17 protein-coding genes are annotated in these 23,812 nt (G+C 69.5%); 7 read left to right on the top strand and 10 right to left on the bottom strand.

Features of this window, described 5'->3' with window-relative positions; all coding sequences use genetic code 11:
* Positions 1-251 precede the first annotated feature (251 nt).
* From AC07EJ_RS39345 to thyX, 3 genes are all read right to left on the bottom strand, one after another.
* On the bottom strand, positions 252-1,937 hold the full coding sequence (locus AC07EJ_RS39345; protein ID WP_389485726.1) for a ribonuclease J: 1,686 nt from the start codon (positions 1,935-1,937) through the stop codon (positions 252-254).
* 135 nt (positions 1,938-2,072) lie between these two features.
* Positions 2,073-2,972 (bottom strand): 4-hydroxy-tetrahydrodipicolinate synthase, encoded by a 900-nt coding sequence (gene dapA / locus AC07EJ_RS39340; RefSeq protein WP_389485722.1) that lies wholly within the window; start codon positions 2,970-2,972, stop codon positions 2,073-2,075.
* Between the two features lie 208 nt (positions 2,973-3,180).
* The gene (gene thyX, locus AC07EJ_RS39335; RefSeq protein ID WP_100595173.1) at positions 3,181-3,921 is read right to left on the bottom strand and encodes an FAD-dependent thymidylate synthase; all 741 of its coding nucleotides are present in this window, start codon (positions 3,919-3,921) and stop codon (positions 3,181-3,183) included.
* Positions 3,922-4,196: 275 nt separating this feature from the next.
* On the opposite strand from thyX, the gene AC07EJ_RS39330 reads away from it, so the two are divergent.
* Positions 4,197-4,460, top strand: coding sequence for a hypothetical protein (locus AC07EJ_RS39330; RefSeq protein ID WP_389485720.1), 264 nt, complete (start codon positions 4,197-4,199; stop codon positions 4,458-4,460).
* A 103-nt stretch (positions 4,461-4,563) separates the two neighbouring features.
* Complete coding sequence (locus AC07EJ_RS39325) at positions 4,564-5,124, top strand: PH domain-containing protein (protein WP_389485717.1); 561 nt, start codon at positions 4,564-4,566, stop codon at positions 5,122-5,124.
* A gap of 73 nt (positions 5,125-5,197) precedes the next feature.
* Here the strand turns inward: AC07EJ_RS39325 and AC07EJ_RS39320 are convergent, their stop codons facing one another.
* The 6 genes from AC07EJ_RS39320 to eccD all read right to left on the bottom strand — a co-directional run bounded on the left by AC07EJ_RS39320 (position 5,198) and on the right by eccD (position 12,424).
* Complete coding sequence (locus tag AC07EJ_RS39320) at positions 5,198-5,650, bottom strand: tetratricopeptide repeat protein (RefSeq protein ID WP_389485714.1); 453 nt, start codon at positions 5,648-5,650, stop codon at positions 5,198-5,200.
* A gap of 8 nt (positions 5,651-5,658) precedes the next feature.
* On the bottom strand, positions 5,659-6,414 hold the full coding sequence (dapB, locus tag AC07EJ_RS39315; protein ID WP_389485712.1) for a 4-hydroxy-tetrahydrodipicolinate reductase: 756 nt from the start codon (positions 6,412-6,414) through the stop codon (positions 5,659-5,661).
* Between the two features lie 36 nt (positions 6,415-6,450).
* Positions 6,451-7,830 (bottom strand): M16 family metallopeptidase, encoded by a 1,380-nt coding sequence (locus AC07EJ_RS39310; RefSeq protein WP_389485709.1) that lies wholly within the window; start codon positions 7,828-7,830, stop codon positions 6,451-6,453.
* The gene (locus AC07EJ_RS39305) at positions 7,827-10,052 is read right to left on the bottom strand and encodes a polyribonucleotide nucleotidyltransferase (protein ID WP_389485706.1); all 2,226 of its coding nucleotides are present in this window, start codon (positions 10,050-10,052) and stop codon (positions 7,827-7,829) included. The genes AC07EJ_RS39310 and AC07EJ_RS39305 overlap by 4 nt, the downstream gene beginning before the upstream one ends.
* Before the next feature lie 377 nt (positions 10,053-10,429).
* Positions 10,430-10,717, bottom strand: a complete 288-nt coding sequence (gene rpsO / locus AC07EJ_RS39300; protein ID WP_100595166.1) for a 30S ribosomal protein S15 — start codon at positions 10,715-10,717, stop codon at positions 10,430-10,432.
* A gap of 192 nt (positions 10,718-10,909) precedes the next feature.
* Positions 10,910-12,424 carry a type VII secretion integral membrane protein EccD gene (eccD, locus tag AC07EJ_RS39295; protein ID WP_389485704.1) on the bottom strand — a complete coding sequence of 505 codons (1,515 nt, stop codon included), beginning with the start codon at positions 12,422-12,424 and terminating at the stop codon, positions 10,910-10,912.
* Between the two features lie 315 nt (positions 12,425-12,739).
* On the opposite strand from eccD, the gene eccCa reads away from it, so the two are divergent.
* From eccCa to AC07EJ_RS39270, 5 genes are all read left to right on the top strand, one after another.
* Positions 12,740-16,711, top strand: coding sequence for a type VII secretion protein EccCa (gene eccCa / locus AC07EJ_RS39290; protein ID WP_478886022.1), 3,972 nt, complete (start codon positions 12,740-12,742; stop codon positions 16,709-16,711).
* Positions 16,708-17,577 carry a protein kinase family protein gene (locus AC07EJ_RS39285; RefSeq protein WP_389485700.1) on the top strand — a complete coding sequence of 290 codons (870 nt, stop codon included), beginning with the start codon at positions 16,708-16,710 and terminating at the stop codon, positions 17,575-17,577. Before eccCa ends, AC07EJ_RS39285 begins: the two co-directional genes overlap by 4 nt.
* Before the next feature lie 10 nt (positions 17,578-17,587).
* Positions 17,588-19,732, top strand: coding sequence for a protein kinase domain-containing protein (locus AC07EJ_RS39280; RefSeq protein ID WP_389485698.1), 2,145 nt, complete (start codon positions 17,588-17,590; stop codon positions 19,730-19,732).
* A 47-nt stretch (positions 19,733-19,779) separates the two neighbouring features.
* Positions 19,780-21,873: a serine/threonine-protein kinase gene (locus tag AC07EJ_RS39275; protein ID WP_478886021.1), complete on the top strand. Its 2,094-nt coding sequence runs from the start codon at positions 19,780-19,782 to the stop codon at positions 21,871-21,873.
* A gap of 76 nt (positions 21,874-21,949) precedes the next feature.
* Entirely contained in the window at positions 21,950-22,261 is a 312-nt protein-coding gene (locus tag AC07EJ_RS39270; protein WP_478886020.1) for a DUF397 domain-containing protein, read from the top strand.
* Positions 22,262-22,402: 141 nt separating this feature from the next.
* On the opposite strand, the gene AC07EJ_RS39265 is transcribed toward AC07EJ_RS39270, so the two are convergent.
* Positions 22,403-23,812: an outer membrane protein assembly factor BamB family protein gene (locus AC07EJ_RS39265; RefSeq protein ID WP_478886019.1), complete on the bottom strand. Its 1,410-nt coding sequence runs from the start codon at positions 23,810-23,812 to the stop codon at positions 22,403-22,405.

The raw sequence follows: 23,812 nt of genomic DNA, 5'->3' as shown, positions 1-23,812 counted from the left end.
CCGACTCTATCAGACTCTTTCGTGTCCGATTTCCTCGGTGCCTTTCAGGTTTCCGCTCCAGCCTTTCGGCTTTTCGCGTTTCCCTTTCCGGCGGTTCCGACTTTATCAGAGATTCTGAGTCGGAATTTCCGCCCCACTCGGGGAGCTTGGATCGGGCACGTGAGTGCGCCGGTTTCCCCTCGGGCGGAGCCGTAAACCTACTGGAGCGGGGCGCCCCGATGCAAATCGAGGCGCCCCGCTCCTCAGGTGCTTCAGACCTCTACGACGACCGGGAGGATCATCGGGCGCCGACGGTAGTTGTCGGAGACCCATTTGCCCAGCGTGCGGCGGATGAGCTGCTGCAGCTGGTGGGGTTCGACGACACCGTCCTGGGCCGACTTGTCCAGGACTTCCTGGATCCGCGGCAGGACGGCGCTGAACGCCGAGTCGTCGATGCCGGAACCACGCGCCTGGATGGTCGGACCGCTGGTGATCTTGCCGGTGCTGGAGTCCACCACCACGAAGACCGAGATGATGCCCTCGTCGCCGAGGATCTTGCGGTCCTTGAGCGCGGGTTCACCGACGTCGCCGACCGAGAGGCCGTCCACGTAGACGTAACCGGCCTGGACCTTGCCGACGATCTTGGCCTTGCCCTGGACGAGGTCGACGACGACGCCGTCCTCGGCGATGACGATGCGGTCGTGCGGGACGCCGGTGAGGGCGCCGAGCTCGGCGTTGGCGCGCAGGTGGCGCCATTCGCCGTGGACCGGCATCAGGTTCTTCGGCTTGCAGATGTTGTAGAAGTACAGCAGCTCGCCGGCCGAGGCGTGGCCCGAGACGTGGACCTTGGCGTTGCCCTTGTGGACGACGTTCGCGCCCCAGCGGGTCAGGCCGTTGATGACGCGGTAGACCGCGTTCTCGTTGCCCGGGATCAGGGACGACGCCAGGATCACCGTGTCGCCGGAGACGATCCGGATCTGGTGGTCGCGGTTGGCCATGCGGGACAGCGCCGCCATCGGTTCGCCCTGCGAGCCGGTGCAGACGAGGACGATCTCGTTGTCCGGGAGGTCGTCGAGCGTCTTGACGTCCACGACCAGGCCCGGCGGGACCTTCAGGTAGCCGAGGTCACGGGCGATGCCCATGTTGCGCACCATCGAGCGGCCGACGAAGGCGACCCGGCGGCCGTACTCGTGTGCGGCGTCCAGGATCTGCTGGATGCGGTGCACGTGGCTGGCGAAGGAGGCGACGATGATGCGCTTCTGGGCGCCCGCAAAGACGCCGCGGATCACGTTCGAGATGTCGCGCTCGGGCGGGACGAAACCCGGGACCTCGGCGTTCGTCGAGTCGGTGAGGAGAAGGTCGATGCCTTCCTCGCCGAGCTTGGCGAACGTGGGGAGGTCGGTGAGGCGGCGGTCCAGCGGGAGCTGGTCCATCTTGAAGTCGCCGGTGTGGACCACCATGCCGGCGGGCGTGCGGATGGCGACCGCGAGCGCGTCCGGGATGGAGTGGTTGACCGCCACGAACTGGCAGTCGAAGGGGCCCAGGCGTTCGCGGTCGCCCTCGGCGACCTCGAGCGTGTACGGGCGGATGCGGTGCTCCTGGAGCTTCGCCTCGATGAGGGCGAGCGTCAGCTTGGAGCCGATCAGCGGGATGTCCGGCTTCTCGCGCAGGAGGTACGGGACACCGCCGATGTGGTCCTCGTGGCCGTGCGTGAGCACGATGCCGTCGATGTCGTCGAGGCGGTCCCTGATGGACGTGAAGTCCGGCAGGATCAGGTCGATGCCGGGCTGCTCCTCCTCGGGGAAGAGCACGCCGCAGTCGACGATGAGCAGGCGGCCGTCGTACTCGAAGACCGTCATGTTGCGGCCGATCTCACCGAGGCCACCGAGCGGGGTGACGCGCAGGCCGCCCTTCGGGAGCTTCGGCGGGGCGCCGAGTTCAGGATGCGGATGACTCAAAAGACTCTCCTCACCACGCGCGCCACGTACCTGTAAGGCACGTGGCGCGCGTGACGTTCGTGCAGTAGCAGTTGTCTTGTGTGGGTGCAGGAGCTGTGTCCTGCGGTCGTGCGTATTCAGTTGTGAAGTCTGTGTTTAGAGCTGTACCCCGCCGGCGGCGAGATCGATCTTGAGCTGAGCGGTCTCGTCGGGCGTCAGCTCCACGAGGGGCAGGCGCAGCGGACCGGCGGGCTGACCCTGGAGGGCGAGTGCCGCCTTGGTCGTGATGACGCCCTGCGTGCGGAACATGCCGGTGAAGACCGGGAGCAGCTTCTGGTGGATCTCGGTGGCCTTCTGCACGTCCCCGCTGACGAACGCGTCGAGCATGGCGCGCAGGTCGGGGGTGACGACATGGCCGACGACGGAGACGAAGCCGACTGCGCCCACGGAGAGCAGCGGCAGGTTGAGCATGTCGTCGCCGGAGTACCAGGCGAGGCCGGAGCGGGCGATGGCCCAGCTGGCGCGGCCGAGGTCGCCCTTGGCGTCCTTGTTGGCGACGATGCGCGGGTGCTCGGCGAGGCGGACGATCGTCTCGGTGTTGATGGGTACGCCGCTGCGGCCCGGGATGTCGTACAGCATCACCGGCAGTTCGGTGGCGTCGGCGATCGCGGTGAAGTGCCGCAGGAGGCCTTCCTGCGGGGGCTTGTTGTAGTACGGCGTCACGGTGAGCAGGCCGTGCGCTCCGGCCTTTTCGGCGGCGCGGGCGAGCTCGATGCTGTGGCGGGTGTCGTTCGTACCGACGCCGGCGATGACGTGGGCGCGGTCGCCGACCGCCTGTCGTACGGCTCGTACGAGGTCCGTTTTCTCCGCGTCGCTGGTGGTCGGGGACTCGCCGGTGGTGCCGTTGACGACGAGTCCGTCGTTGCCTGCGTCCACCAGGTGGGTGGCGAGTCGCTGCGCGCCGTCGAGGTCAAGTGCGCCGTCCGCCGTGAACGGCGTGACCATGGCGGTGAGGACCCGCCCGAAGGGGGTCTGCGGAGTGGAGGTCGGAGCCATGGGTAATACGCTACTCGCTGCTCAGCGCGCGGTCCCCCCTCGGGGGATGTCAGGGGGTGTGGTGGGGAAGGATCCCGGCACTGCCTGCTCGGGGGTTCAAGCAGTGCCGGGTCCGTTTGATCAGGCTAGATGAACTTTCCGAAATGCCGCAATACGGACACTTCACACGGCTGAACCGTACATCTGTGCCGTATTCACGCTTCCTCGGTTACGGAGCGACCCGGCCGTTCCCGTTGAAAGCCGCGTAGGTGAGCGGCATGAGCTTGGCCCACTCCGCCTCCATCTTCTCGCCGACCATCTCGATCTCCCGCTGCGGGAAGGACGGGACCTTGGCCAGCTCGTGCTGGGTGCGCAGGCCGAGGAAGTGCATCAGGGAGCGCGCGTTGCACGTCGCGTACATCGAGGAGAAGAGGCCGACAGGGAGGACCGAACGGGCCACCTCGCGGGCGACGCCCGCGGCGAGCATCTCCTGGTACGCCTCGTACGCCTGGCGGTACGAGTCCTCCATCACGCGGCCGGTGAGCTCCTGCTGGCCCTGCGTGCCCTCGACGAACTGGTACTTGCCGGGGCGGCCCTGCTGCACCAGCTTGCGGGAGGCCTCCGGGACGTAGAAGACCGGCTGGAGCTCCCTGTAGCGGCCCGACTCCTCGTTGTACGACCAGCCCGCGCGGTGTCGCATGAACTCGCGGAACACGAAGATCGGGGCGTTGATGAAGAACGTCATCGAGTTGTGCTCGAAGGGGCTGCCGTGACGGTCCCGCATCAGGAAGTTGATCAGGCCCTTGGAACGCTCCGGGTCCTTGGTCAGCTCGTCGAGGGACTGCTCTCCCGCGGTGGAGACGCGGGCGGCGAACAGCACGTCGGTGTCGCTCGCGGTGTGCTTGACCAGCTCGACCGTCACGTCGCCGCGGAAGGTCGGCTTGAGGTCGTCAGCAGGGGTTTCGGTCACGGTTCGAGGGGTCCTTCCATCACTTCGCTCGGGCGGCGCCCACTCTACGGGCAGGCACTGACAACGGGGCATTCGGTCGTGCCTCGCGACATTCCGATCCGAACATCGCCGAACTTCTGTGAATTCGGCGAAACAGGGCACCTTTTAGGGCATCCGTGCGTCTGTATGGGTAACGGGGCGGTTCGTTCGCCGCTCTCGGCGCTCCGACCCCATTCGATGGCCGGAGCCGTTCCATGACTCGAACGTTTCGATCTTGACGAGGAGAAGCAGCACCCATGTTCCGCCCCCAGCTACCGCCGGGAGGGGCCCCCAGCGAGCCAGTTCCGTTCGCCTTCATCGCCGAAGCCGACAAGTTCCGCAGCAACGTCACTCCGCCCCCGCGCGAACGCGCGTCGGCCGGCCAGATCGCCGGCCGCTCACTCGTCGGTCTCACCGTCGTCGCCGGGCTCGTGGGCGCCCTGCTCCTGGGGATGCCTGCCCTGTCGTCCGGTCAGGCACCGGCGCACACGCAGCAGTCCGAAGCGTCCGACGGCCGCTGACGGCACGCCCCCGTCCGGCCCCCAGAGGTGGAACGCGGGAGCACGCCTAGGTAGCCTCACCGGGCACAGCCCGAATACAGCGTGGATTGAGTGAGGACCAGTCGTGCCCCTGCCCTTCCTGACGGCCGACCGCGCTTTTGACGAGGTGGCCGACGACGTCGCGCTGCCGTTCGACGATCGCGATCAATGGCGGCGTCCCTACCGGCCGGGGCCGTGGCGCGTGGGATTCGCCGCGCTGCTCCTGCTGCTCGCCTCGTACGTGATGTTCGCCGCGGTGATCATCGCCTTCGCGGGTGGTCTCGGCGGCGCCGCGGTGTGCGGTGTCATCGCCCTGCTCATCATCGCGGCGGCCCTGCGGCTGCTGCGGGTGGGTACGTGGGTGAGCGCGCACGGCCTGCGCCGTGTGGCCTTCTTCCAGACCCAGACGCTCCCGTGGGCCCAGGTCGTCACGGTCCGTACGGTCCAGCAGCCGGTCCGCTGGCTCGGACTTCCCCGCACGGTGCAGGGGCAGGCGCTGCTCCTCGTACGGCGGGACCAGGCCGATGAGAGCTTCGCTCTGGTCACCAGTCACGGCGCGGACTTCCTCGCGCGGGCCGAGGCCTTCGACCGGGCCTCGGACACCATCGAGGTGTGGGCCGAGGAGTACCGGCCGCACCACGCCTGAGCCAAGGCATACGTGAAGGGCCGCGCCGGAACACCGGCGCGGCCCTTCACGCGTACTCGGGACTCACACGTCCTCAGGCACTGACCGTCCTGCCCTCCTGGAGGGCGATGGCGCGCTGCATCGCCTTGCGGGCGCGCGGGGTGTCCCGGGCGTCCCGGTAGGCCACGGCGAGGCGGAACCAGCAGCGCCAGTCCCCCGGTGTGTCCTCGGTCTCCGCCTTGCGACGGGTGAAGACCTCGTCGGCGGAGTCGCGGTCGATGCGGCCGTACTGGTCGCGGCGCAGCTCGTCCACGGGCAGGCCGCCCTCGGCCTCCAGGAGGTCGGCGAGGCGGTTGGCCTTGCGGACGAACCGGGTGTTGGCCCAGAGGAACCAGAGACCGATCACCGGCAGGATCAGCACGGCCACGCCGAACGTGACGGTGAGCAGGGTGCCCTGCTCGATGAGCATCAGGCCGCGGCTGCCGACCAGTACGAAGTAGAAGACCAGGACGAGGGCGGTGACGAGGTAGGTGAGCTTTGCGCGCATGAGATCCGTCAGACGTTCAGGTCGAGGAAGTGTTCCAGGCCGAAGGTGAGGCCGGGAGTGGTCACGACACGGCGGGCGCCGAGCAGGATGCCCGGCATGAAGCTGCTGTGGTGCAGCGAGTCGTGGCGGATGGTCAGCGTCTCGCCCTCTCCACCCAGGAGTACCTCCTGGTGGGCGAGGAGGCCGCGCATGCGCACGGAGTGGACCGGGACGCCGTCGACGTCCGCACCGCGGGCGCCGTCGAGAGCGGTGGCCGTGGCGTCCGGCTGCGGGGCGCTGCCGGCCTTCTCGCGGGCCGCCGCGATGAGCTGCGCCGTACGGGCGGCCGTGCCGCTGGGCGCGTCCACCTTCTTCGGGTGGTGCAGTTCGATGACCTCGACCGACTCGAAGTACGGCGCTGCGGCCTCGGCGAACTTCATGGTGAGGACGGCCCCGATGGAGAAGTTCGGGGCGATGAGCACACCTGTCCGCGGGGAGTCCGCGAGCCAGGTGGTGAGCTGGGCGAGGCGGGCGTCGGTCCAGCCGGTGGTGCCGACGACGGCGTGGATGCCGTGGCGTACGCAGTAGTCGAGGTTGTCCATCACCGAGTCGGGCGTGGTCAGTTCGACCGCGACCTGGGCGCCGGACTCCGCGAGGGTCTCCAGCTTGTCGCCCCGGCCGAGGGCCGCGACCAGTTCCATGTCGTCGGCGGCCTCGACGGCCCGTACGGCCTCGGAGCCGATGCGGCCCCCGGCGCCGAGGACCGCCACGCGCAGCTTGCTCATCTTCTTCGTTCCTTACGCGAGTTGCGAACGGGTGGGCTACGCCACCGCTTCGTGCAGGCGCGCCGCCTGCTTGTCCTTGAGCGGGCCGATGACCGAGAGCGAGGGGCGCTGCCCCAGGATGTCGCGGGCCACCGCGCGCACCTCGTCGGGGGTGACCGAGGCGATCTCCTCCAGCATGTCGCTGACGGACATCTGCTCGCCCCAGCAGAGCTCGCTCTTGCCGATGCGGTTCATCAGCGCACCGGTGTCTTCGAGGCCGAGGACGGTGGAGCCGGAGAGCTGGCCGATGGCGCGGCCGATCTCGTCGTCGGACAGGCCGTGCTCCGCGACGTGGGCGAGCTCGTCGCGGCAGATCTTCAGCACGTCGTGGACCTGGCTGGGCCGGCATCCCGCGTACACCCCGAAGAGGCCGCAGTCCGCGAAGCCGGACGTGTACGAGTACACGCTGTAGGCGAGGCCGCGCTTCTCCCTGACCTCCTGGAAGAGGCGGGACGACATGCCGCCGCCGAGGGCGGTGTTGAGGACGCCCATGGCCCAGCGGCGCTCGTCGGTGCGGGCGAGGCCCGGCATGCCGAGGATGACGTGGGCCTGCTCGGTCTTGCGGCCGAGGAGCTCCATGCGGCCGGCCGCGCGCAGGGGCTTGCGGCCCTCGCGCGGGGCCATGGGGACGGCGTCGGTGCGCGTGAGAGCGCCGGCCTTCTCGAAGGCGGCCCGCACCTGACGTACGACCTTGTTGTGGTCGACGTTGCCCGCGGCCGCGACGACGAGGTGCGTCGGGTCGTAGTGCTTCTTGTAGAAGCGGGCGATCTGGCCGCGGTTCAGCGCGTTGATCGTGTCGACCGTGCCGAGGACCGGGCGGCCGAGCGGGGTGTCGCCGAGCATGGTGTGCGCGAACAGGTCGTGCACGCAGTCGCCCGGGTCGTCCTCCGTCATGGCGATCTCTTCGAGGATGACGCCGCGCTCGGCGTCGACGTCCGCCTCCTCGATGAGGGAGCCGGTCAGCATGTCGCAGACGACGTCGATCGCGAGGGGGAGGTCGGTGTCGAGCACGCGCGCGTAGTAGCACGTGTACTCCTTCGCCGTGAAGGCGTTCATCTCGCCGCCGACCGCGTCGATCGTGGAGGAGATGTCGAGGGCGCTCCGGCGGGAGGTGCCCTTGAAGAGGAGGTGCTCGAGGTAATGCGTCGCGCCGTTCAGCGTGGGCGTCTCGTCGCGGGACCCGACGTTCGCCCAGATGCCGAAGGTCGCGGAGCGTACGGAGGGCAGCGTCTCGGTGACGATGCGCAGGCCGCCCGGGAGGGTGGTCCTGCGCACCGTACCGATGCCGTTCTCGCCCTTGATCAGGGTTTGGGTACGGGCGACGGCCCGCGCCTCCGAGGAGGTGCGGGCCGTCGCCTTGGAGCTACGGGACGTCACTTGTCGGTGTCGTCCTTCGCCTCGTCGCCCTCTTCGCCCTCTTCGCCCTCGACGACGGGGATGAGGGAGAGCTTGCCGCGGGAGTCGATCTCGGCGATCTCGACCTGGACCTTGCTGCCCACGCCGAGAACGTCCTCGACGTTCTCCACGCGCTTGCCGCCGGCCAGCTTGCGGATCTGCGAGATGTGCAGCAGGCCGTCCTTGCCCGGGAGCAGGGACACGAACGCACCGAAGGTCGTCGTCTTCACGACGGTGCCCAGGTAGCGCTCGCCGACCTCCGGCATGGTCGGGTTGGCGATCGAGTTGATCGTGGCGCGCGCGGCCTCGGCCTGCGAGCCCTGCTGGGCACCGATGTAGATGGTGCCGTCGTCCTCGATCGTGATGTCGGCGCCGGTGTCCTCCTGGATCTGGTTGATCATCTTGCCCTTCGGGCCGATGACCTCACCGATCTTGTCCACGGGGATCTTGACCGTGATGATCCGCGGAGCGTTCGGGGACATCTCGTCCGGCGTGTCGATCGCTTCCATCATCACGTCGAGGATGTGGAGGCGGGCGTCGCGGGCCTGCTTGAGGGCCGCGGCCAGGACGGAGGCCGGGATGCCGTCCAGCTTGGTGTCGAGCTGGAGAGCGGTGACGAAGTCCTTGGTGCCGGCGACCTTGAAGTCCATGTCACCGAAGGCGTCCTCCGCACCGAGGATGTCGGTGAGGGCGACGTAGTGCGTCTCGCCCTTGATCTCCTGGGAGATCAGGCCCATGGCGATACCGGCGACGGGGGCCTTCAGCGGCACACCGGCGTTCAGCAGCGACATGGTGGAGGCGCAGACCGAGCCCATGGACGTCGAGCCGTTGGAACCGAGGGCCTCGGAGACCTGACGGATCGCGTACGGGAACTCCTCGCGCGTCGGCAGGACCGGCACGATGGCGCGCTCGGCGAGCGCGCCGTGGCCGATCTCGCGGCGCTTCGGGGCGCCGACGCGGCCCGTCTCGCCGACCGAGTAGGGCGGGAAGTTGTAGTTGTGCATGTAGCGCTTGCGGGTCACCGGGGAAAGGGTGTCCAGCTGCTGCTCCATGCGGAGCATGTTGAGGGTGGTGACGCCCAGGATCTGGGTCTCGCCACGCTCGAACAGCGCCGAGCCGTGCACGCGCGGGATGGCCTCGACCTCGGCGGCGAGCGTACGGATGTCCGTGACGCCGCGGCCGTCGATGCGGACCTTGTCCTTGATGACGCGCTCGCGGACCAGGGACTTCGTCAGCGCGCGGTACGCCGCCGAGATCTCCTTCTCGCGGCCCTCGAACTGCGGGAGCAGCTTCTCGGCGGCCAGACCCTTGACGCGGTCCAGCTCGGCCTCGCGGTCCTGCTTGCCGGCGATGGTGAGCGCCTGGGCCAGCTCGGTCTTGACGGCGGCCGTGAGGGCCTCGAGCACGTCGTCCTCGAAGTCGAGGAAGATCGGGAACTCGCCGGTCGGCTTGGCGGCCTTGGCAGCCAGCTCCGCCTGGGCCTTGCAGAGGACCTTGATGAAGGGCTTCGCGGCCTCGAGACCTGCGGCGACGACCTCTTCGGTCGGCGCCTGGGCGCCGCCCTTGACGAGCTCGATGGTCTTCTCGGTGGCCTCGGCCTCGACCATCATGATCGCGACGTCGCCGTCCTCGAGGACACGACCGGCGACGACCATGTCGAAGACGGCGTCCTCGAGCTCGGTGTGCGTCGGGAACGCGACCCACTGGCCGTTGATCAGGGCGACACGGGTGCCGCCGATCGGGCCGGAGAAGGGCAGGCCGGCCAGCTGCGTGGAGCAGGAGGCGGCGTTGATGGCGACCACGTCGTACAGGTGGTCGGGGTTGAGCGCCATGACCGTCTCGACGACCTGGATCTCGTTGCGAAGGCCCTTCTTGAAGGACGGACGCAGCGGGCGGTCGATGAGGCGGCAGGTCAGGACCGCGTCCTCGGAGGGACGGCCCTCACGGCGGAAGAAGGAGCCGGGGATCTTGCCGGCTGCGTACATCCGCTCCTCGACGTCCACCGTCAGGGGGAAGAAGTCGAGCTGGTCCTTGGGCTTCTTACCGGCGCTCGTGGCCGACAGCACCATGGTGTCGTCGTCCAGGTACGCCACGGCGGAGCCGGCGGCCTGACGGGCCAGACGGCCCGTCTCGAAGCGGATGGTGCGGGTGCCGAAGGTGCCGTTGTCAATGACGGCCTCGGCGTAGTGGGTCTCGTTCTCCACTAGCGTTTTCTCCGTTACTTTTCGTCTTTTGTCCCGTTCCGCCCGTGTGGCGGAGGGACGGGGCCGGAGAAGCGCGCCTTGTGTGCGGGCCGGTCTTCGATCGAAGCACCCGGGGTGGACGGGATCCGTCTCCCGGGGGCCACTACCGAGGACCGGCGGCGGCGAGGGTGCGCTTCTCCTCGTGCGGTGATGCGGCGCGGTGATGCGGTGCAACTGGGTGCGGTGCATCGAAGCGGCGCATGCATGTGTGATGCGTACGTGGTGCGTGCGGTGGTGCTTTTGTTCGTGCGTCCAGACTACAAAGCGTCTGTGTCACTTCGCACGTACAGCAAAGGGAGCGGCCCCCTGTCGGTGGGAACCGCTCCCTTCACGGCGTCTTAGCGGGCGCCGGCCGCACCGCGGCGGATGCCGAGGCGCTCGACCAGGGCACGGAAGCGCTGGATGTCCTTCTTGGCCAGGTACTGCAGAAGGCGGCGACGCTGGCCGACCAGGATCAGCAGACCACGACGGGAGTGGTGGTCGTGCTTGTGCGTCTTGAGGTGCTCGGTCAGGTCCGAGATCCGGCGGGACAGCATGGCGACCTGGACCTCGGGGGAGCCGGTGTCGCCCTCCTTCTGGCCGAACTCGGTGATGATCTGCTTCTTCGTAGCGGCGTCGAGCGACACGCGTACTCCTCGTAGTCTTTTCGTGGCCACCGAGTGCCCCTGGTCCACATCTCAGGGGAGCTTCCGTTACTCGGGAGGCGAGGTCCGCTGGGCGCAGTCTTCAGATTCCGGGGAAACCGGAGACCTGAGGGCGCGTACACAAACGGCCGTCACACAGCGTACCAGCCGCTCCGTGTGCACCCGACCGTCCGGTCAGCCGGCCATCGAGCGGGCCTGTGCGTACACGTCGAACACGGCGAGCGTGAGCGGCACCAGCGTGAGCAGGACGAACGTCTCCGCGATCTCCATGAAGCGTCCCCAGAAGGGGCTGACTCCGCGGCGGGGCGTGATCAGGCCGATCGACGTGATCAGTGCGGTGGCCGCCGCGATCACCGCGACGAGCCAGACCGTACGGATGTTGAGGGCCGTGGAGTCGTTCTTCATGAAGAAGTCGGTCAGGTAGTCCACCGGTGGGTGGAGGGAGAGGCCGAGGCCCAGCAGGACGAGGGCGGCGAGGCCGGCGGCGAGGAGGGGGCCGACCTGCGCGGTGTAGCGGAAGAGCTGCGCGCGCATCAGCATCGCGACGCCGGTGGCGAAGGCGAGGAGCTGGCCCCATACGTCGGTCGAGAAGCCGAGGACGGCCGCGGCGCCGACGGACACCAGGGCGCAGCCGCCGACCAGGCCGACGAGCAGCTCGTGGCCGCGTCGGGCCTGGGCCGCGATGCGGTCGGCCTCGACGGGCTCCTGGTTCGCGGGGTCGCTGCCGTACTCGCCGCGGGCCATGCTCGGCGGTTCGAAGCCGATGGGGAGGCGGGCGAAGCGCATGGAGAGGCCCGGCAGGAAGGCGAGGGCTCCTACGGAGAGCGGCGCGCACAGGCCGGCGGTCTCCACGGCCGTCAGGTGCGTGAGGATGGCGATGAAGGTCGTGAGCAGGCCGACGGCCGACGCGAAGACGAAGGCCACGAAGGGACCGTCGCCGCCCGGCGAGACCAGGGTGAGGACCACGGAGGCGATCAGTACGGCCGTGCAGGCCAGCAGGAACTGGAGGCGGCCGATTCCCTGGTCGTCGGCGAGCGACAGCAGGCCCGAGCCTGCCACCGCCACGTTCGGCAGGGCGCCGAGGCCGAGAGCGATGGCCGAGCCACGGTCGTCGTAGACCCGGGCGCGCACGCCCGCGAGGACGACGAGGAGGAGGCCGGCCACCGCGGCGAGGACGCCCTGGAGGCTGTGCATGTCGTGGTGCGGCTGGGCCGTCCACGTGACGAAGGCCAGGAGGGCGGGCAGGACGCCGCCGCCGATGAGTCCGGCGCCGCGGGTCAGGTCGCCGTTCCACAGGGTGCGGTCGCGGGTGACGGCCGAGGCGACCGCTTCGGAGACGTCGTCGAAGACGGCCGGCGGCAGCGACTCCGAGAACGGGCGCAGGGTGAGCAGCTCGCCGTCGAGGATGCGCTGCGCGGCGAAGGACCGGGCGCTGTCGAGGACGGTGCCGTCGCGGCGTACGAGGTGGTAGCCGACCGGTGCGCCCTCGGCGGGGCTCTGCTGGGAGAGCCGCAGGATCTCCGGGTTGAGGTCGGCGACCGGGACGTCGTCGGGCAGTGCGACATCGATCCGGCTGTCGGGCGCGACGATGGTGACGCGGCAGAAGCCGAGGCCCGTGCCGGCCCCCGAAGGGGCTCCGGTGCCCGCTCCGCCGGTCGCGCCGGCCGTCGCGGAAGCGGAAGCCGTCATGCTCACCTGCTGTTCCCCCTCGGTTGGTGTGTCCGGTGGTGCAGCCGGATGTGGAGGTGTTGTGTACGTCGCTCGTGCGCGTCCCCGCCGCCCGTCAACGAGGCTTCAGGGACCGGCATTCGCGGCCACGCCCGCTCCCGACCGCGTGAAATGCCCTGATTCCCCGGGCGGATCCGCGGTGCTCGGCTGCACCTCCGGCACCCTACCGCCCGCCGTTGTCGGTGACCGTCAGTAGGATCGCAAATCACGATCGACGTCCGCCTGACACGGGGCGGCGGACGGAACACCTCGGTCCGGTAAGGGAATTGGTGCGAAGTGAGTCACATCGTCGTGAAGCGCCCGCCTCGGGCGCTGCCGTCCGAAGTGCCCACAGAAGAGGTGGTCCTGCAGCCTCCGCCCGAGCTGCCACGCGGGCAGCAGGAAGGCGTGATGATGCAGCTCCTGCCGATGCTCGGCATGGGCGGATCCGTCGTCTTCTTCTTCAACGGCAATGGTGGGCCGTTCATGAAGATCATGGGCATGGTGATGATCGCGTCGACCCTGGCCATGGGCATCGCGATGCTGGTGCGCTACCGCCGCGGCTCGCAGGGTCAGATGGCGGACATGCGCCGCGACTATCTGCGTTATCTGTCGCAAACCCGGCGCGATGCGACGAAGACCGCTAGGAAGCAGCGCGACGCGCAGTACTACCTGCACCCCTCGCCCGAGCAGCTGTGGGCGCTCGTCGCCGAGGGCAGCCGCGTCTGGGAACGGCGCACGGGCGACGAGGACTTCGGGCAGGTGCGCGTCGGCCTCGGCCCGCAGGGGCTCGCCACTCCGCTCGTGCCGCCGCAGACCGCGCCCGTGGAAGAGTTGGAGCCGCTGACCGCGGGCGCCATGCAGCGCTTCCTCGCCGCGCACGGCACGCTCGAGGACCTGCCGATGGCGGTCTCGCTGCGCGCCTTCTACCACGTGACGGTCAGCGGTGAGCCGCAGACGGTGCGCGGCACGGCCCGCGCCGTGGTCGCCTCTCTCGCATCGCTGCACTCCCCCGAGGACCTGGTGATCGCCGTGGCGACGGGCCGGGAGGCCGCGCCGCAGTGGGAGTGGGCCAAGTGGCTGCCGCACAGCCAGACCTCGGGCCAGACGGACGGCGCCGGCAGCCGCCGTCTGATCACCACCGACCCGATGGAGCTGGAGGCGATGCTGACCACGCGCCTCCAGGGCCGTCCGCGCTTCCACCCCGGTGGGGCGCCCGTCCCCGAGCAGCCGCACCTCGTCGTCGTGCTCGACGGCGTGTCCCTGCCCCCGATGTCGATGCTGGCCAGCCCCGAAGGACTGCAGGGTGTGTCCGTCGTCGAGGTCGTCCCCGGCGAGCTGACGACCGGCCGCGGCGACCTCTCGATCGTCGTGCAGCCGCGCTCCCTGACGCTGGAGTCGGCGCACGGCGTGGTCTACGAGGGCACGCCCGACCTGCTCTCCTACGAGGCCGCGGACGCGCTGGCCCGCCAGTTGGCGCCGCTGCGCATGGCCTCGGGCGGCGACGACGACGAACCCCTGCTCGCGAACCTGGACTTCACGGATCTGCTGAGCCTCGGCGACGCCGCGTCCGTGGACACCAAGCGGACCTGGCGCCCGCGCTCGCAGGCGGAGCGGCTGCGCGTGCCGATCGGTGTCGGCGAGGACGGCCGGCCCGTCATGCTCGACCTCAAGGAAGCGGCCCAGGAGGGCATGGGTCCGCACGGCCTGTGTGTCGGTGCGACGGGTTCCGGTAAGTCGGAGCTCCTGCGCACCCTCGTCCTCGGCCTCGCGGTCACGCACTCCTCCGAGACGCTGAACTTCGTACTCGCCGACTTCAAGGGCGGTGCGACGTTCGCGGGCATGGCGCAGATGCCGCACGTAGCGGCCGTCATCACGAACCTCGCGGACGATCTGACGCTCGTCGACCGCATGGGCGACTCCATCCGCGGTGAGCTCAACCGCCGCCAGGAGATGCTCCGCGACGCGGGCAACTACGCGAACATCCACGACTACGAGAAGGCGCGCGCGGCCGGCGCCCCGCTCCAGCCGATCCCGTCCCTGGTCCTGGTGATCGACGAGTTCAGCGAGCTGCTGACGGCCAAGCCCGACTTCATCGAGATGTTCGTGCAGATCGGCCGCATCGGCCGTTCGTTGGGCGTGCATCTGCTTCTCGCCTCGCAGCGCCTCGAAGAGGGCCGGCTGCGCGGCCTGGAGACCTACCTCTCGTACCGGATCGGTCTGCGGACGTTCTCCGCCGCCGAGTCCCGCGCGGCGCTCGGTGTGCCCGACGCGTACGAGCTGCCGAACGTGCCGGGTTCGGGCTTCCTGAAGTACGGCACGGACGAGATGGTCCGCTTCAAGGCGGCGTACGTGTCCGGGACGTACCGCACCGGTTCCGCGCAGACCGCGGTGGCGGGCGGGCAGCTTCCGGTGGACCGGCGGCCGGTTCTGTTCACGGCGGCCGAGGTGCCCGTGCAGTACGTGGCCGTGCCCCAGCAGCGGCCCGAGGCCGCGCCCACGACCGACGACGCACTGTCGGACACCGTGCTGGACGTCATCGTGCGCCGGCTCGAGGCGCAGGGTCCGGCGGCCCACCAGGTGTGGCTGCCGCCCCTGGACAGCCCGCCGTCGCTCGACAGCCTCCTTCCCGGCCTCGCCGCCGTGCAGGGCCGCGGGCTCACGCAGCCGGGTTACGAGGGCGCGGGGCGGCTCATCGTCCCCGCCGGCCTCGTCGACAAGCCGTACGAGCAGCGGCGCGACCCGCTGTGGTGCGACTTCTCGGGTGCGGCCGGCCATATGCAGATCCTGGGCGGCCCGCAGTCCGGTAAGTCGACGCTGCTGCGTTCGCTCATCGCGTCGTTCGCCCTGACGCACACCCCGTACGAAGTGCAGTTCTACGCGCTCGACTTCGGTGGTGGCGGTCTGTCGGCCGTCGCCGGACTGCCGCATGTCGGCGGGGTGGCCTCGCGCCTCGACCCCGAGAAGGTGCGGCGCACGGTCGCCGAGGTCTACGGCGTGATGACGCGCCGCGAGGAGTACTTCCGCTCCTCGGGCATCGCCTCGATCGGCGACTTCCGCGCACGCAGGGCGCGCGGCGACATCTCGGTCACCGACCAGCCGTGGGGTGACGTGTTCCTCGTCATCGACGGCTGGGGCAACTTCCGTGCGGACTACGAGGGCCTGGAGCCCGCGGTGCTCGACATCGCGGCGCGCGGCCTGGGCTACGGCATCCACCTGGTGCTCACGGCCTCGCGGTCCATGGAGGTCAGGGCGAACATGAAGGACCACCTCATGAACCGCCTCGAGCTGCGGCTCGGCGACACGATGGACTCCGAGTTCGACCGCAAGGTCGCGGCGAACGTGCCGACGGGCGTGCCCGGTCGCGGCCAGTCGCCGCAGAAGCAGCACTTCATGGCGGCGGTCCCGCGGATCGACGGCCTGACGTCGGACACGGATCTGGCCGAGGCCACGGCGGCGCTGACCGCCGAGGTGACCCGCCACTGGACGGCGCCCGGCGCTCCCGAAGTGCGGCTGCTGCCGCGCGAGTTCGCGGCGGACCGGCTGCCCCCGGGGAACCTGTTCCCGGACCGCGGCGTGTCCTTCGCGCTCGACGAGGACAACCTGGAGCCGGTGTTCCTCGACTTCGAGTCGGACCCGTTCTTCCTCATCTTCGGAGAGAGCGAGTCCGGCAAGTCGAACCTGCTGCGCCTGCTCATCAAGCGCCTCACCGAGCGCTACGACGGCGACTCCTGCAAGCTCTTCGTCGTCGACAACCGCCGCGCCCTGCTGGACGTGACCCCGCCCTCGCACCTGGCGGAGTACATCCCCATGTCGAACTCCATGGGGCATCACATGGACGCGCTCGCCGACCTGATGCAGCGGCGTACGCCGACGGCCGAGGTGACGGCGCAGCAGCTGCGGGACCGCAGCTGGTGGCGCGGTCCGAACATCTTCGTGATCATCGACGACTACGACCTGGTGTCCACGTCGAGCGGGAACCCGCTCTCGGGCCTGACGGAACTGCTCCCGTTCGCACGGGACGTCGGCGTCCGCTTCATCATCGCCCGCTCCTCGGCGGGCGGCGGCCGGGCCGCGTACGAGCCGTTCATCCAGCGGATGAAGGAGCTCGGCGCCCAGGGCCTCGTCCTCGCGGGCGACCCCGGCGAGGGCGACCTCATGGGCGGCGTGCGGCCACGGCCGATGCCGGCGGGCCGTGGCGTCTTCATCTCGCGCAGGCGGGGGAAGCCGCTGGTCCAGACGGGTTGGATGGGCGAGGAGCACGTGTGAGCCAAGCTCCGGCGACCGTAGGGCCGTACCGGGTCATCGCCCCCTTTCAGGCGACCCTCGGTCGACTGCCCGTAGCGGAAGGCCGGTTCCTCGCACGGTCGGGCGATGGCGAGCGCACCGTCCTCGTCTGCGTGCCCCTTCCCGCTTCGGATCGCGGGAGGTGGGCGGTGGAGGCGGCGGCCGCCGCACGTCTGACGGCGCCGGGGTTCCTGCCCGTCATCGAGGCGGACACGACCGCGGAACTCCCTTGGTACGCAACGCCATACGTCCCTCTGCTCACCCTGCCCGAGGCGTTGGCCGCTCACGGAGGTCCTCTCCCGGAGCTCACCGTCCTGGCCTTGGGTTCGTCGCTGGCGGCCGGCCTTGCGGCAGCACACGCGAAGGGTGTGGTGCACGCCGGGCTGTCCCCGTCAGCGGTGTTCCTCACGACCGAAGGGCCACGCGTCGGCAGTTTCGGCGCCGTGCGCGCCGCCGGACCCGACGGCGAGGCGCGCGGCGGCATCCCGTGGCTGACGGCCGGTTGCGTCGCGCCCGAGCAGGCCGCGGGCGGACGCCCCCGGCCGCTCGGTGACGTCCATGCGCTCGGCGCGGTGCTCGCCTTCGCGGCAACGGGACACACCGCCCCGGAGCGTGACGAGCTGCCCGCTTCCCTGCGCGCCGCCGTCACCGCCTGCCTCTCGCGCGACCCGGCACGACGTCCGCAGGCCGCCGAGTTGATGCACCGGTTGACGCCCACGGCTGTGGCATCGCAGGCCACCGTCCTCGACACCACCGCGCCCCTCCCCCTCCCTGCCCGCATCATCGCCGCGCTGGCCCGCCAGTCGGCCTCGGTGCTCGCCGCGGATCCCCCACTCGCTCCGAGGTGACCGGCCCCCGATGCTCTCCCCTCTCACACACGACGACCCCGCCGAGATCGGCCCGTACCGCCTCGTCGCGCGGCTCGGCAGCGGCGGCATGGGCACCGTCTATCTCGCCCGTACGGCGTCGGGCCGTACCGCCGCGCTCAAGACCATGCACGCCCGGATCGCTGCCGATCCGGAGTCCCGTACGCGCTTCCGGCTCGAGATCGATGCGGCGCGGGTGATCGGGGGACGGTACGGCGCCCAGGTCTTCGACGCGGACGCCATGGCCGCCACCCCTTGGCTCGCCACGGAGTACGTGCTCGGACCGCCGCTGGGCGAGGCCGTCACCACGAGCGGCCCGCTGCCACAGGCAGCGGTACGCGCGCTGGGTGCGGCGTTGTGCGAGGCGCTGTCCCAGCTGCACAGTTCGGATGTCGTGCACCGCGATCTCAAGCCGTCCAACATCATGGTCACCGCCGACGGTCCGCGACTCATCGACTTCGGTATCGCTCGCGCCATCGGCGACGAGCGGCTCACCAGAACCGGCGCGGCAGCCGGCACACCGGCCTTCATGTCTCCCGAGCAGGCCACCGGTGTCGAACACACGGCCGCGGGCGATGTCTTCGCCCTCGCGGGCGTGCTGGTGTTCGCGGCCACAGGCCGTGCGCCCTTCGGTTCGGGCCAGGCGGCGGACCTGCTGTACCGGGTGCGCTACGCGGAGGCGGATCTGGCGGGAGTGCCGCCGGCCCTGGCGCCGGTGCTGGCCATGTGCTTGAGCAAGGAGCCGGACCGGCGCCCGTCCACCGCCGAACTGCGGGAACAACTTGCCGGACCCCAGGGCGAGTTCGCCTCCCATCTCCCGGACCCGCTGCTCCTCGAGATCGGCCGCCGGGCGACAGAGGTCTGGCGAACCACCACCCACCGGCTGCCAAGTCCTGCCTCCTCAGGGCACGCGTACGACACCACGGTCCACTCCGCGCGTTCCGTCCACCCCTCGCGCCGGAAGCTACTCATCGGCGGAGGTTCCCTGCTGGCACTGTCCGCCGCCGGCGCGGGCGCCTGGGCATGGGCCCGTTCCGGCCCGGACGGGGCCGCCCCCGCGGCCCTCTGGCGTATGGCCTTCCAAGCACCCACCGCGCCCCGGCACACCCCACCGATGGTGGTGGGTGACACCATCGTGGTGGACAGCGCGGTGGGAGTGCGCGGCTTCCGCGCCGACACGGGCGGCAACGCCTGGAACACCATCGACAAGTCGGGCCCTTGGCGCGCAGCCACGGACGGCGAGCGGCTGTACGCCCTCGCCCCTGTCGATTCACACCCGTACGGATTCACCGTCTCGGCGGTCAACCCGCGCGACGGCTCCACCCAGGGCTCCGCCATCCTCGTCAGCCGCTGGGCAGGAGGGCTGAAGAACGAGCAACTCCTCGCCGTGAGCAACGGGCAGGCCTTCGCCGTCGCCGGAGTCAAGACAGCCCCGGACAAGGGCAGCCAGGCAACCACGAACCCCAAGTCATGGAGCCTGGTCGCCATCGATCTCGCGACCGGCGAGGCACTCTGGGACGAGACGCTCGCACACCCCCCTGCGTCGGAACAGCGCTTCAGCGGCGCCCGTATCGTGGGCGACCGTCTCGTCGTGACCAGCGACGCCGGGTCCGGTCCCGCCGTCACGGTGTACGACGCCGTGACAGGCTCGACCGCGTGGACGCGCAGGGCCGGCAAGGCCGAACTCCGCGGCGGACGCAGCGAGTTGGCCACAGACGACAAGCGAGTCTTCTGGGGTGGGGAGGTACTTCGCGCACAGCTCCTCACCAGCGGCCGAACCTCGTGGACGTACCGCGGCCGCGCGGCGTTCGGCGCCCCGGTCGTACAGGACGGTGTGGTGTACGCCGTCGAGGCCGACGCAACACGTTCGCTCGTCGCCGTCGACGCGGCCACCGGAAAGCTGCTGTGGCGGGAGAAGGACTCGAACGCCTCTGCGGGCAGCCTCGACGTTGCCCCGGTCGTGGGCAAGAAGTACGTCTACAAGCATTCCGGTACGGGAATCTGCGCAGTGGATCCCAGCAGCCGCACCCCGGCGTGGACCGTGCGCGCGGAGGCGACCTCACTCACCGCCCAGCGCGCGAAGGCACGGCTCTTCGCTGTCGCGGACCGCTCCCTCGTCGCCCTGCCGCTGGAATAGCGGAAGCTCAGCCCACGACGGCCCACCGCGAAGACCACAGAAGAAGGATGGCGCAGTTCATGACCCCGCTCGGCTTCGGCGACCCGCTCCGGCTCGGCCCCTACCGTCTCCTCGGAGTGCTCGGCGAAGGCGGGATGGGCAAGGTGTACGTCGGTCAGGACTCCGCCGGTGCCGTGACCGCCGTCAAGGTCCTGCATCCTGAGCTCGCCCATGACCCGAATCTGGCGCAGCGTTTCCTGCGCGAGGCCCAGACCGCGCGGTCCGTGGAGAGCGGGGGCGTCGCCAGGGTCCTGGCCGCGGAACTTGACGGCGGACGCCCTTGGATCGCTTCGGAGTTCCTGTCGGGCCCCACCCTGGAACAGGCCGTCACCCAGCGCGGCCCGCTCGAAGAGCCGGCCCTGCGCGCACTGGCTCATTCGCTTGCCCGCACGCTGCGGGACATCCACGCGGCCGGGCTGATCCACCGCGACCTCAAGCCCGCCAACATCGTCCTCACCTCCACCGGCCCGCGTGTCATCGACTTCGGGATCGCCCGACCCGAGCACGGGCTGACCCTGACGACGACCGGGCAGGTGCCTGCGACGCCCGGATACGGCGCCCCCGAGCAGGTCACCGGACAGCGCGTCAGCCCCGCGGCCGACGTCTTCTCGCTGGGGGCGGTGCTCGCCTACGCGGCCTCGGGCCGCAGGGCGTACGACGGCCCTCATGTCGCCTCGCTGCAGTACGCGGTGGTGCACGGCGAGCCGGATCTCGCAGCGGTACCCGGCCTCCTGCAACCCCTCATCCGTCCCTGTCTGTCCAAGGACCCGGCCCTGCGGCCGTCGCCGGAGCAGATCGCCGCGGCCTTCGCCCCGCCCCGGGGCGCGCAGCGCGTATGGAAGCACGGGGCTCTCGCTGCGGAGATCAAGGAGCACGAGGCACAGACGAAGCAGTACACAACCGTCGTCGGAGTCCCCGCACAGCGCCGACCTTCCCGCCGTCGCTTCCTCGTGTCCCTCGCCACAGGCGGAGCCGTTGTGCTCGCGGGCGGCGGCGCGACGGCGTGGTGGCTGCGCGGCGAGGTTCTTCCCGAGGCCGGCGCCACACCGCCGCCCGCCAAGCTCCTCGCCTCCCCAGTCGACGGCGGGTCCTCCGGCGACGAGGCGCCGAAGCCCCTGTGGGGACCGCTGCCCGTCGCCGCCGAGGACTCGCCGCCACCGATCGTCCTGCGCGATGTCGTCATCTTCGCGGCCAAGGGCGGGGGCCTGACCGCGCGGAAGGTGACGGACGGCAAGGAGAAGTGGGTCCTCCCCGACATCGATGCGACGGCCGGCTACGTGGCGATGGCCAACGGCCGGTTCGCGGCAGCCGACAGCAAGGGCAACGTACATATCCACGATGCCTCCACGAGCGAACGGCTGTGGAGCGTATCGGCGGGAGCGACCTGCGTACTCGCCGCCGACGCGACCACGGTGTACGTCGGCACCGCCGACGACACGATCCGGGCCGTGGCCACGACGGACGGACACAAGGTGCGCTGGACCGAGCCGCTCGCGTACGCGGCGCCGGTCGACACCACAGCCCAAGCGGTGGCTGCGGAGGGGCACTTGGTGGTCGCGAGCCAGGACGGCAGCGTGACGGCCCTGCGGTCCGGCACGGGCAAGGAAGCCTGGCACCGGTCCGGCCAGACCAGCGACGGACGGGCGCTGCGCCCCTTCGTCGACTCAGGGATCGTGTACCTGGGCGGAGCCTCCCTGCGTGCCTGCGGCCTTGTGGACGGGGCGGAGATATGGCGGACGATCGGCACGTTCGGACCTCCGGTCCTGGACGGCGCAGACCTCCTGGCGATGACAGCAGAGGACTGGGGCACACCGCAGCCGAGCCTCATGCGCTATGACACCGCCACCGGTTTCTACGACGACTCCTGGCTGGCAGTGCCGGTGGGCGATGCCGCGCCTCTCGCCGCGCCCGTCTTCCAGGGCAGTTCCCTGTGGCTGGCGGAGGGCGGCAACGCCAAGGGCGTCACCGCCTTCGACAGGAGCACGGGGCACGCCGTCTGGACGTACCGGCCCACTCGCGGCGGCACATGGCGCATGACGGCCACCGGGAACCGGGTCTTCCTGCTGAATGCGGGGGACGCCGTGGCCATGCCGGTCTTCTGACCGCCACCTGCCGCAGCGGACTTCCAAGTACGCTGAGTGGACAGCTTGTTCGTACGTCGAGAAGGGGCCGCCCCACATGGCCGAGGCACAGGACGCGCAGGTCTCCCAGGAGCAGGACGAGGACGTCAAGGCGCGCAAGGAGCGGGAGAAGAACGAGCTCTACGCCCTCGACATCTCCGACGCCGAATGGCACAGCGCCCCCGGCACCGAGGACCACGAGGAGCGCGTAGAGATCGCGTATCTGCCGGACGGCGCGGTGGCGATGCGGTCCTCGGTGGATCCGGAAACGGTGCTGCGGTACACGGAAGCGGAGTGGACGGCGTTCGTGCTGGGGGCTCGGGACGGGGAGTTCGATTTGGAGGATGTGGCGGGGTCGGACGCGGGGTAGATGAGGCCTACGGCTGAGGCGGACAGAGGACTCCGGGCTACGGGGTCCTCTGTGCCCGGTCCTCTACTCGACCCTGCGCGCTTGGTCTCCCACATCTCCCTACACCCCGGCGTAGGGAGATGACGGCTAAGTACCCCGCTCCTAGCCAGCGCTTTCGTAACCGACAACGCCTGGAAGGAGACCCGTATCGTCGGGCTCGCTCGACCCGTCAATCTCCTTGAGCCGGAAGAAGACGCGTCCGTGGCTGACGGTCATGTCTGCCGTCTCTGGCTCTCCGAGCGACGGCGAGGAAGGCATCTCGAACAGGAGAAAGGGACGCGCTGTGCCTGTCTTCGGGTCGATACGCACGACCGCCGCCGGCGCTCGCCCGTCGTTACTTGCCCTGAATGCCAGGAGTTGGTCGCCGCTCGTCTGGATGGGATACATAGGACGGCGGGCCTTGGACTTGAACTTACGCACGGGCTTCCCCGAATCCAGGTCAAAAGCAGTAATCGAGTTTGCGGGACGGTCGGTGAAGAGGTCCTTGATGGCCCCCTTTCCTCCCACGAATACCTGACGACTCCCCACAATCACCAAGTCGCAGGACTCCACAGTCCCGAAAAGCGAACCACCGCATTCGGTGACATAGCGGTCAACTCCCAGCGCCATCGTCGATCTGTGCTTGCCGTGCGCGTCAAGAACGATGAGGTCCGTCACCGAGTCCGCGCCCGCAGCGACAGCGATTACCGGTGGATTCGACGACACCAAGTAGGTTGCCCTGACACCCCGGGCCACCCGGTACGTCCACTCGGGCTTTCCTGTACGTCGGTCAATCTTCTGCACGCGATATGAGGTGTCGTCACTACTGCTTCCACAGGTCTGTAGCGCCAGCAAGTCACGTCCGCCCGCGAAACCGCTGTCGTTGCAGGCTTCCCGGCCTGGAGTCTCCCAGAGCTTCTTGCCGTGACGCAGGTCGTACGCTGCCGAACCCGATCCCCATGCCGTCACGGCGACGCCTCGCGTCAGCGTCACATTCATATTGGTCGCGTACGCATCGTCGGAGTGGGGCAGCGTCACTTCCCACATCTTCTTGCCGGTGTCCACGTTGAATACCACGAGCGAGTTACACGCGGACTCGGCTTTTGCCTTGCCCCCACGACCGGACTGAGCAACAACGGCAGTTCGGCCATCAACTGTCACATGCCGCGTCGTCGAGCAGATGGCACCGCTCAACCTGGTGCTCCAGACAGGGTCCCACTGTCTGAATCGGTATCCCGTGAGCGTACTTCCCTGTGCCATGGCGAAAGTCTTGGCGGTAGCCCAACTGCCCGGCAGGTAGGAGGTTTCGCCCGGCTTCAGCTTCTTGTCGTTGTACTCGACTGCCATCCGGGCTTCAGGGTTGACCGGAATCTTTCCATCAGCCTTGATCACCTCATCCGGGGCTTGCTGGGCAGAGCTGGGCACGTCGCTCGACTTGGCGTCATTCGCCGCTGGGCTCCCACCCCACATAAACCATGAACCAACGCCGGCCACAACGATGAGAACGCCGCAGATGGACAGCCAACGCTTCAC

The sequence above is a fragment of the Streptomyces sp. NPDC045026 genome (genome assembly GCF_056432625.1).
The sequence above is the reverse complement of the archived record's forward strand: the minus strand, read 5'-3'. Positions and strand labels throughout refer to the sequence as shown.

Coding starts and splice junctions, on each gene's coding strand:
- eccD (WP_389485704.1), bottom strand. CDS start 12,424: ATGACGGCTTCCGCTTCCGCGACGGCCGGCGCGACCGGCGGAGCGGGC.
- AC07EJ_RS39280 (WP_389485698.1), top strand. CDS start 17,588: ATGCTCTCCCCTCTCACACACGACGACCCCGCCGAGATCGGCCCGTAC.
- dapA (WP_389485722.1), bottom strand. CDS start 2,972: ATGGCTCCGACCTCCACTCCGCAGACCCCCTTCGGGCGGGTCCTCACC.
- AC07EJ_RS39275 (WP_478886021.1), top strand. CDS start 19,780: ATGGCGCAGTTCATGACCCCGCTCGGCTTCGGCGACCCGCTCCGGCTC.
- dapB (WP_389485712.1), bottom strand. CDS start 6,414: ATGAGCAAGCTGCGCGTGGCGGTCCTCGGCGCCGGGGGCCGCATCGGC.
- AC07EJ_RS39270 (WP_478886020.1), top strand. CDS start 21,950: ATGGCCGAGGCACAGGACGCGCAGGTCTCCCAGGAGCAGGACGAGGAC.
- AC07EJ_RS39330 (WP_389485720.1), top strand. CDS start 4,197: ATGTTCCGCCCCCAGCTACCGCCGGGAGGGGCCCCCAGCGAGCCAGTT.
- AC07EJ_RS39320 (WP_389485714.1), bottom strand. CDS start 5,650: ATGCGCGCAAAGCTCACCTACCTCGTCACCGCCCTCGTCCTGGTCTTC.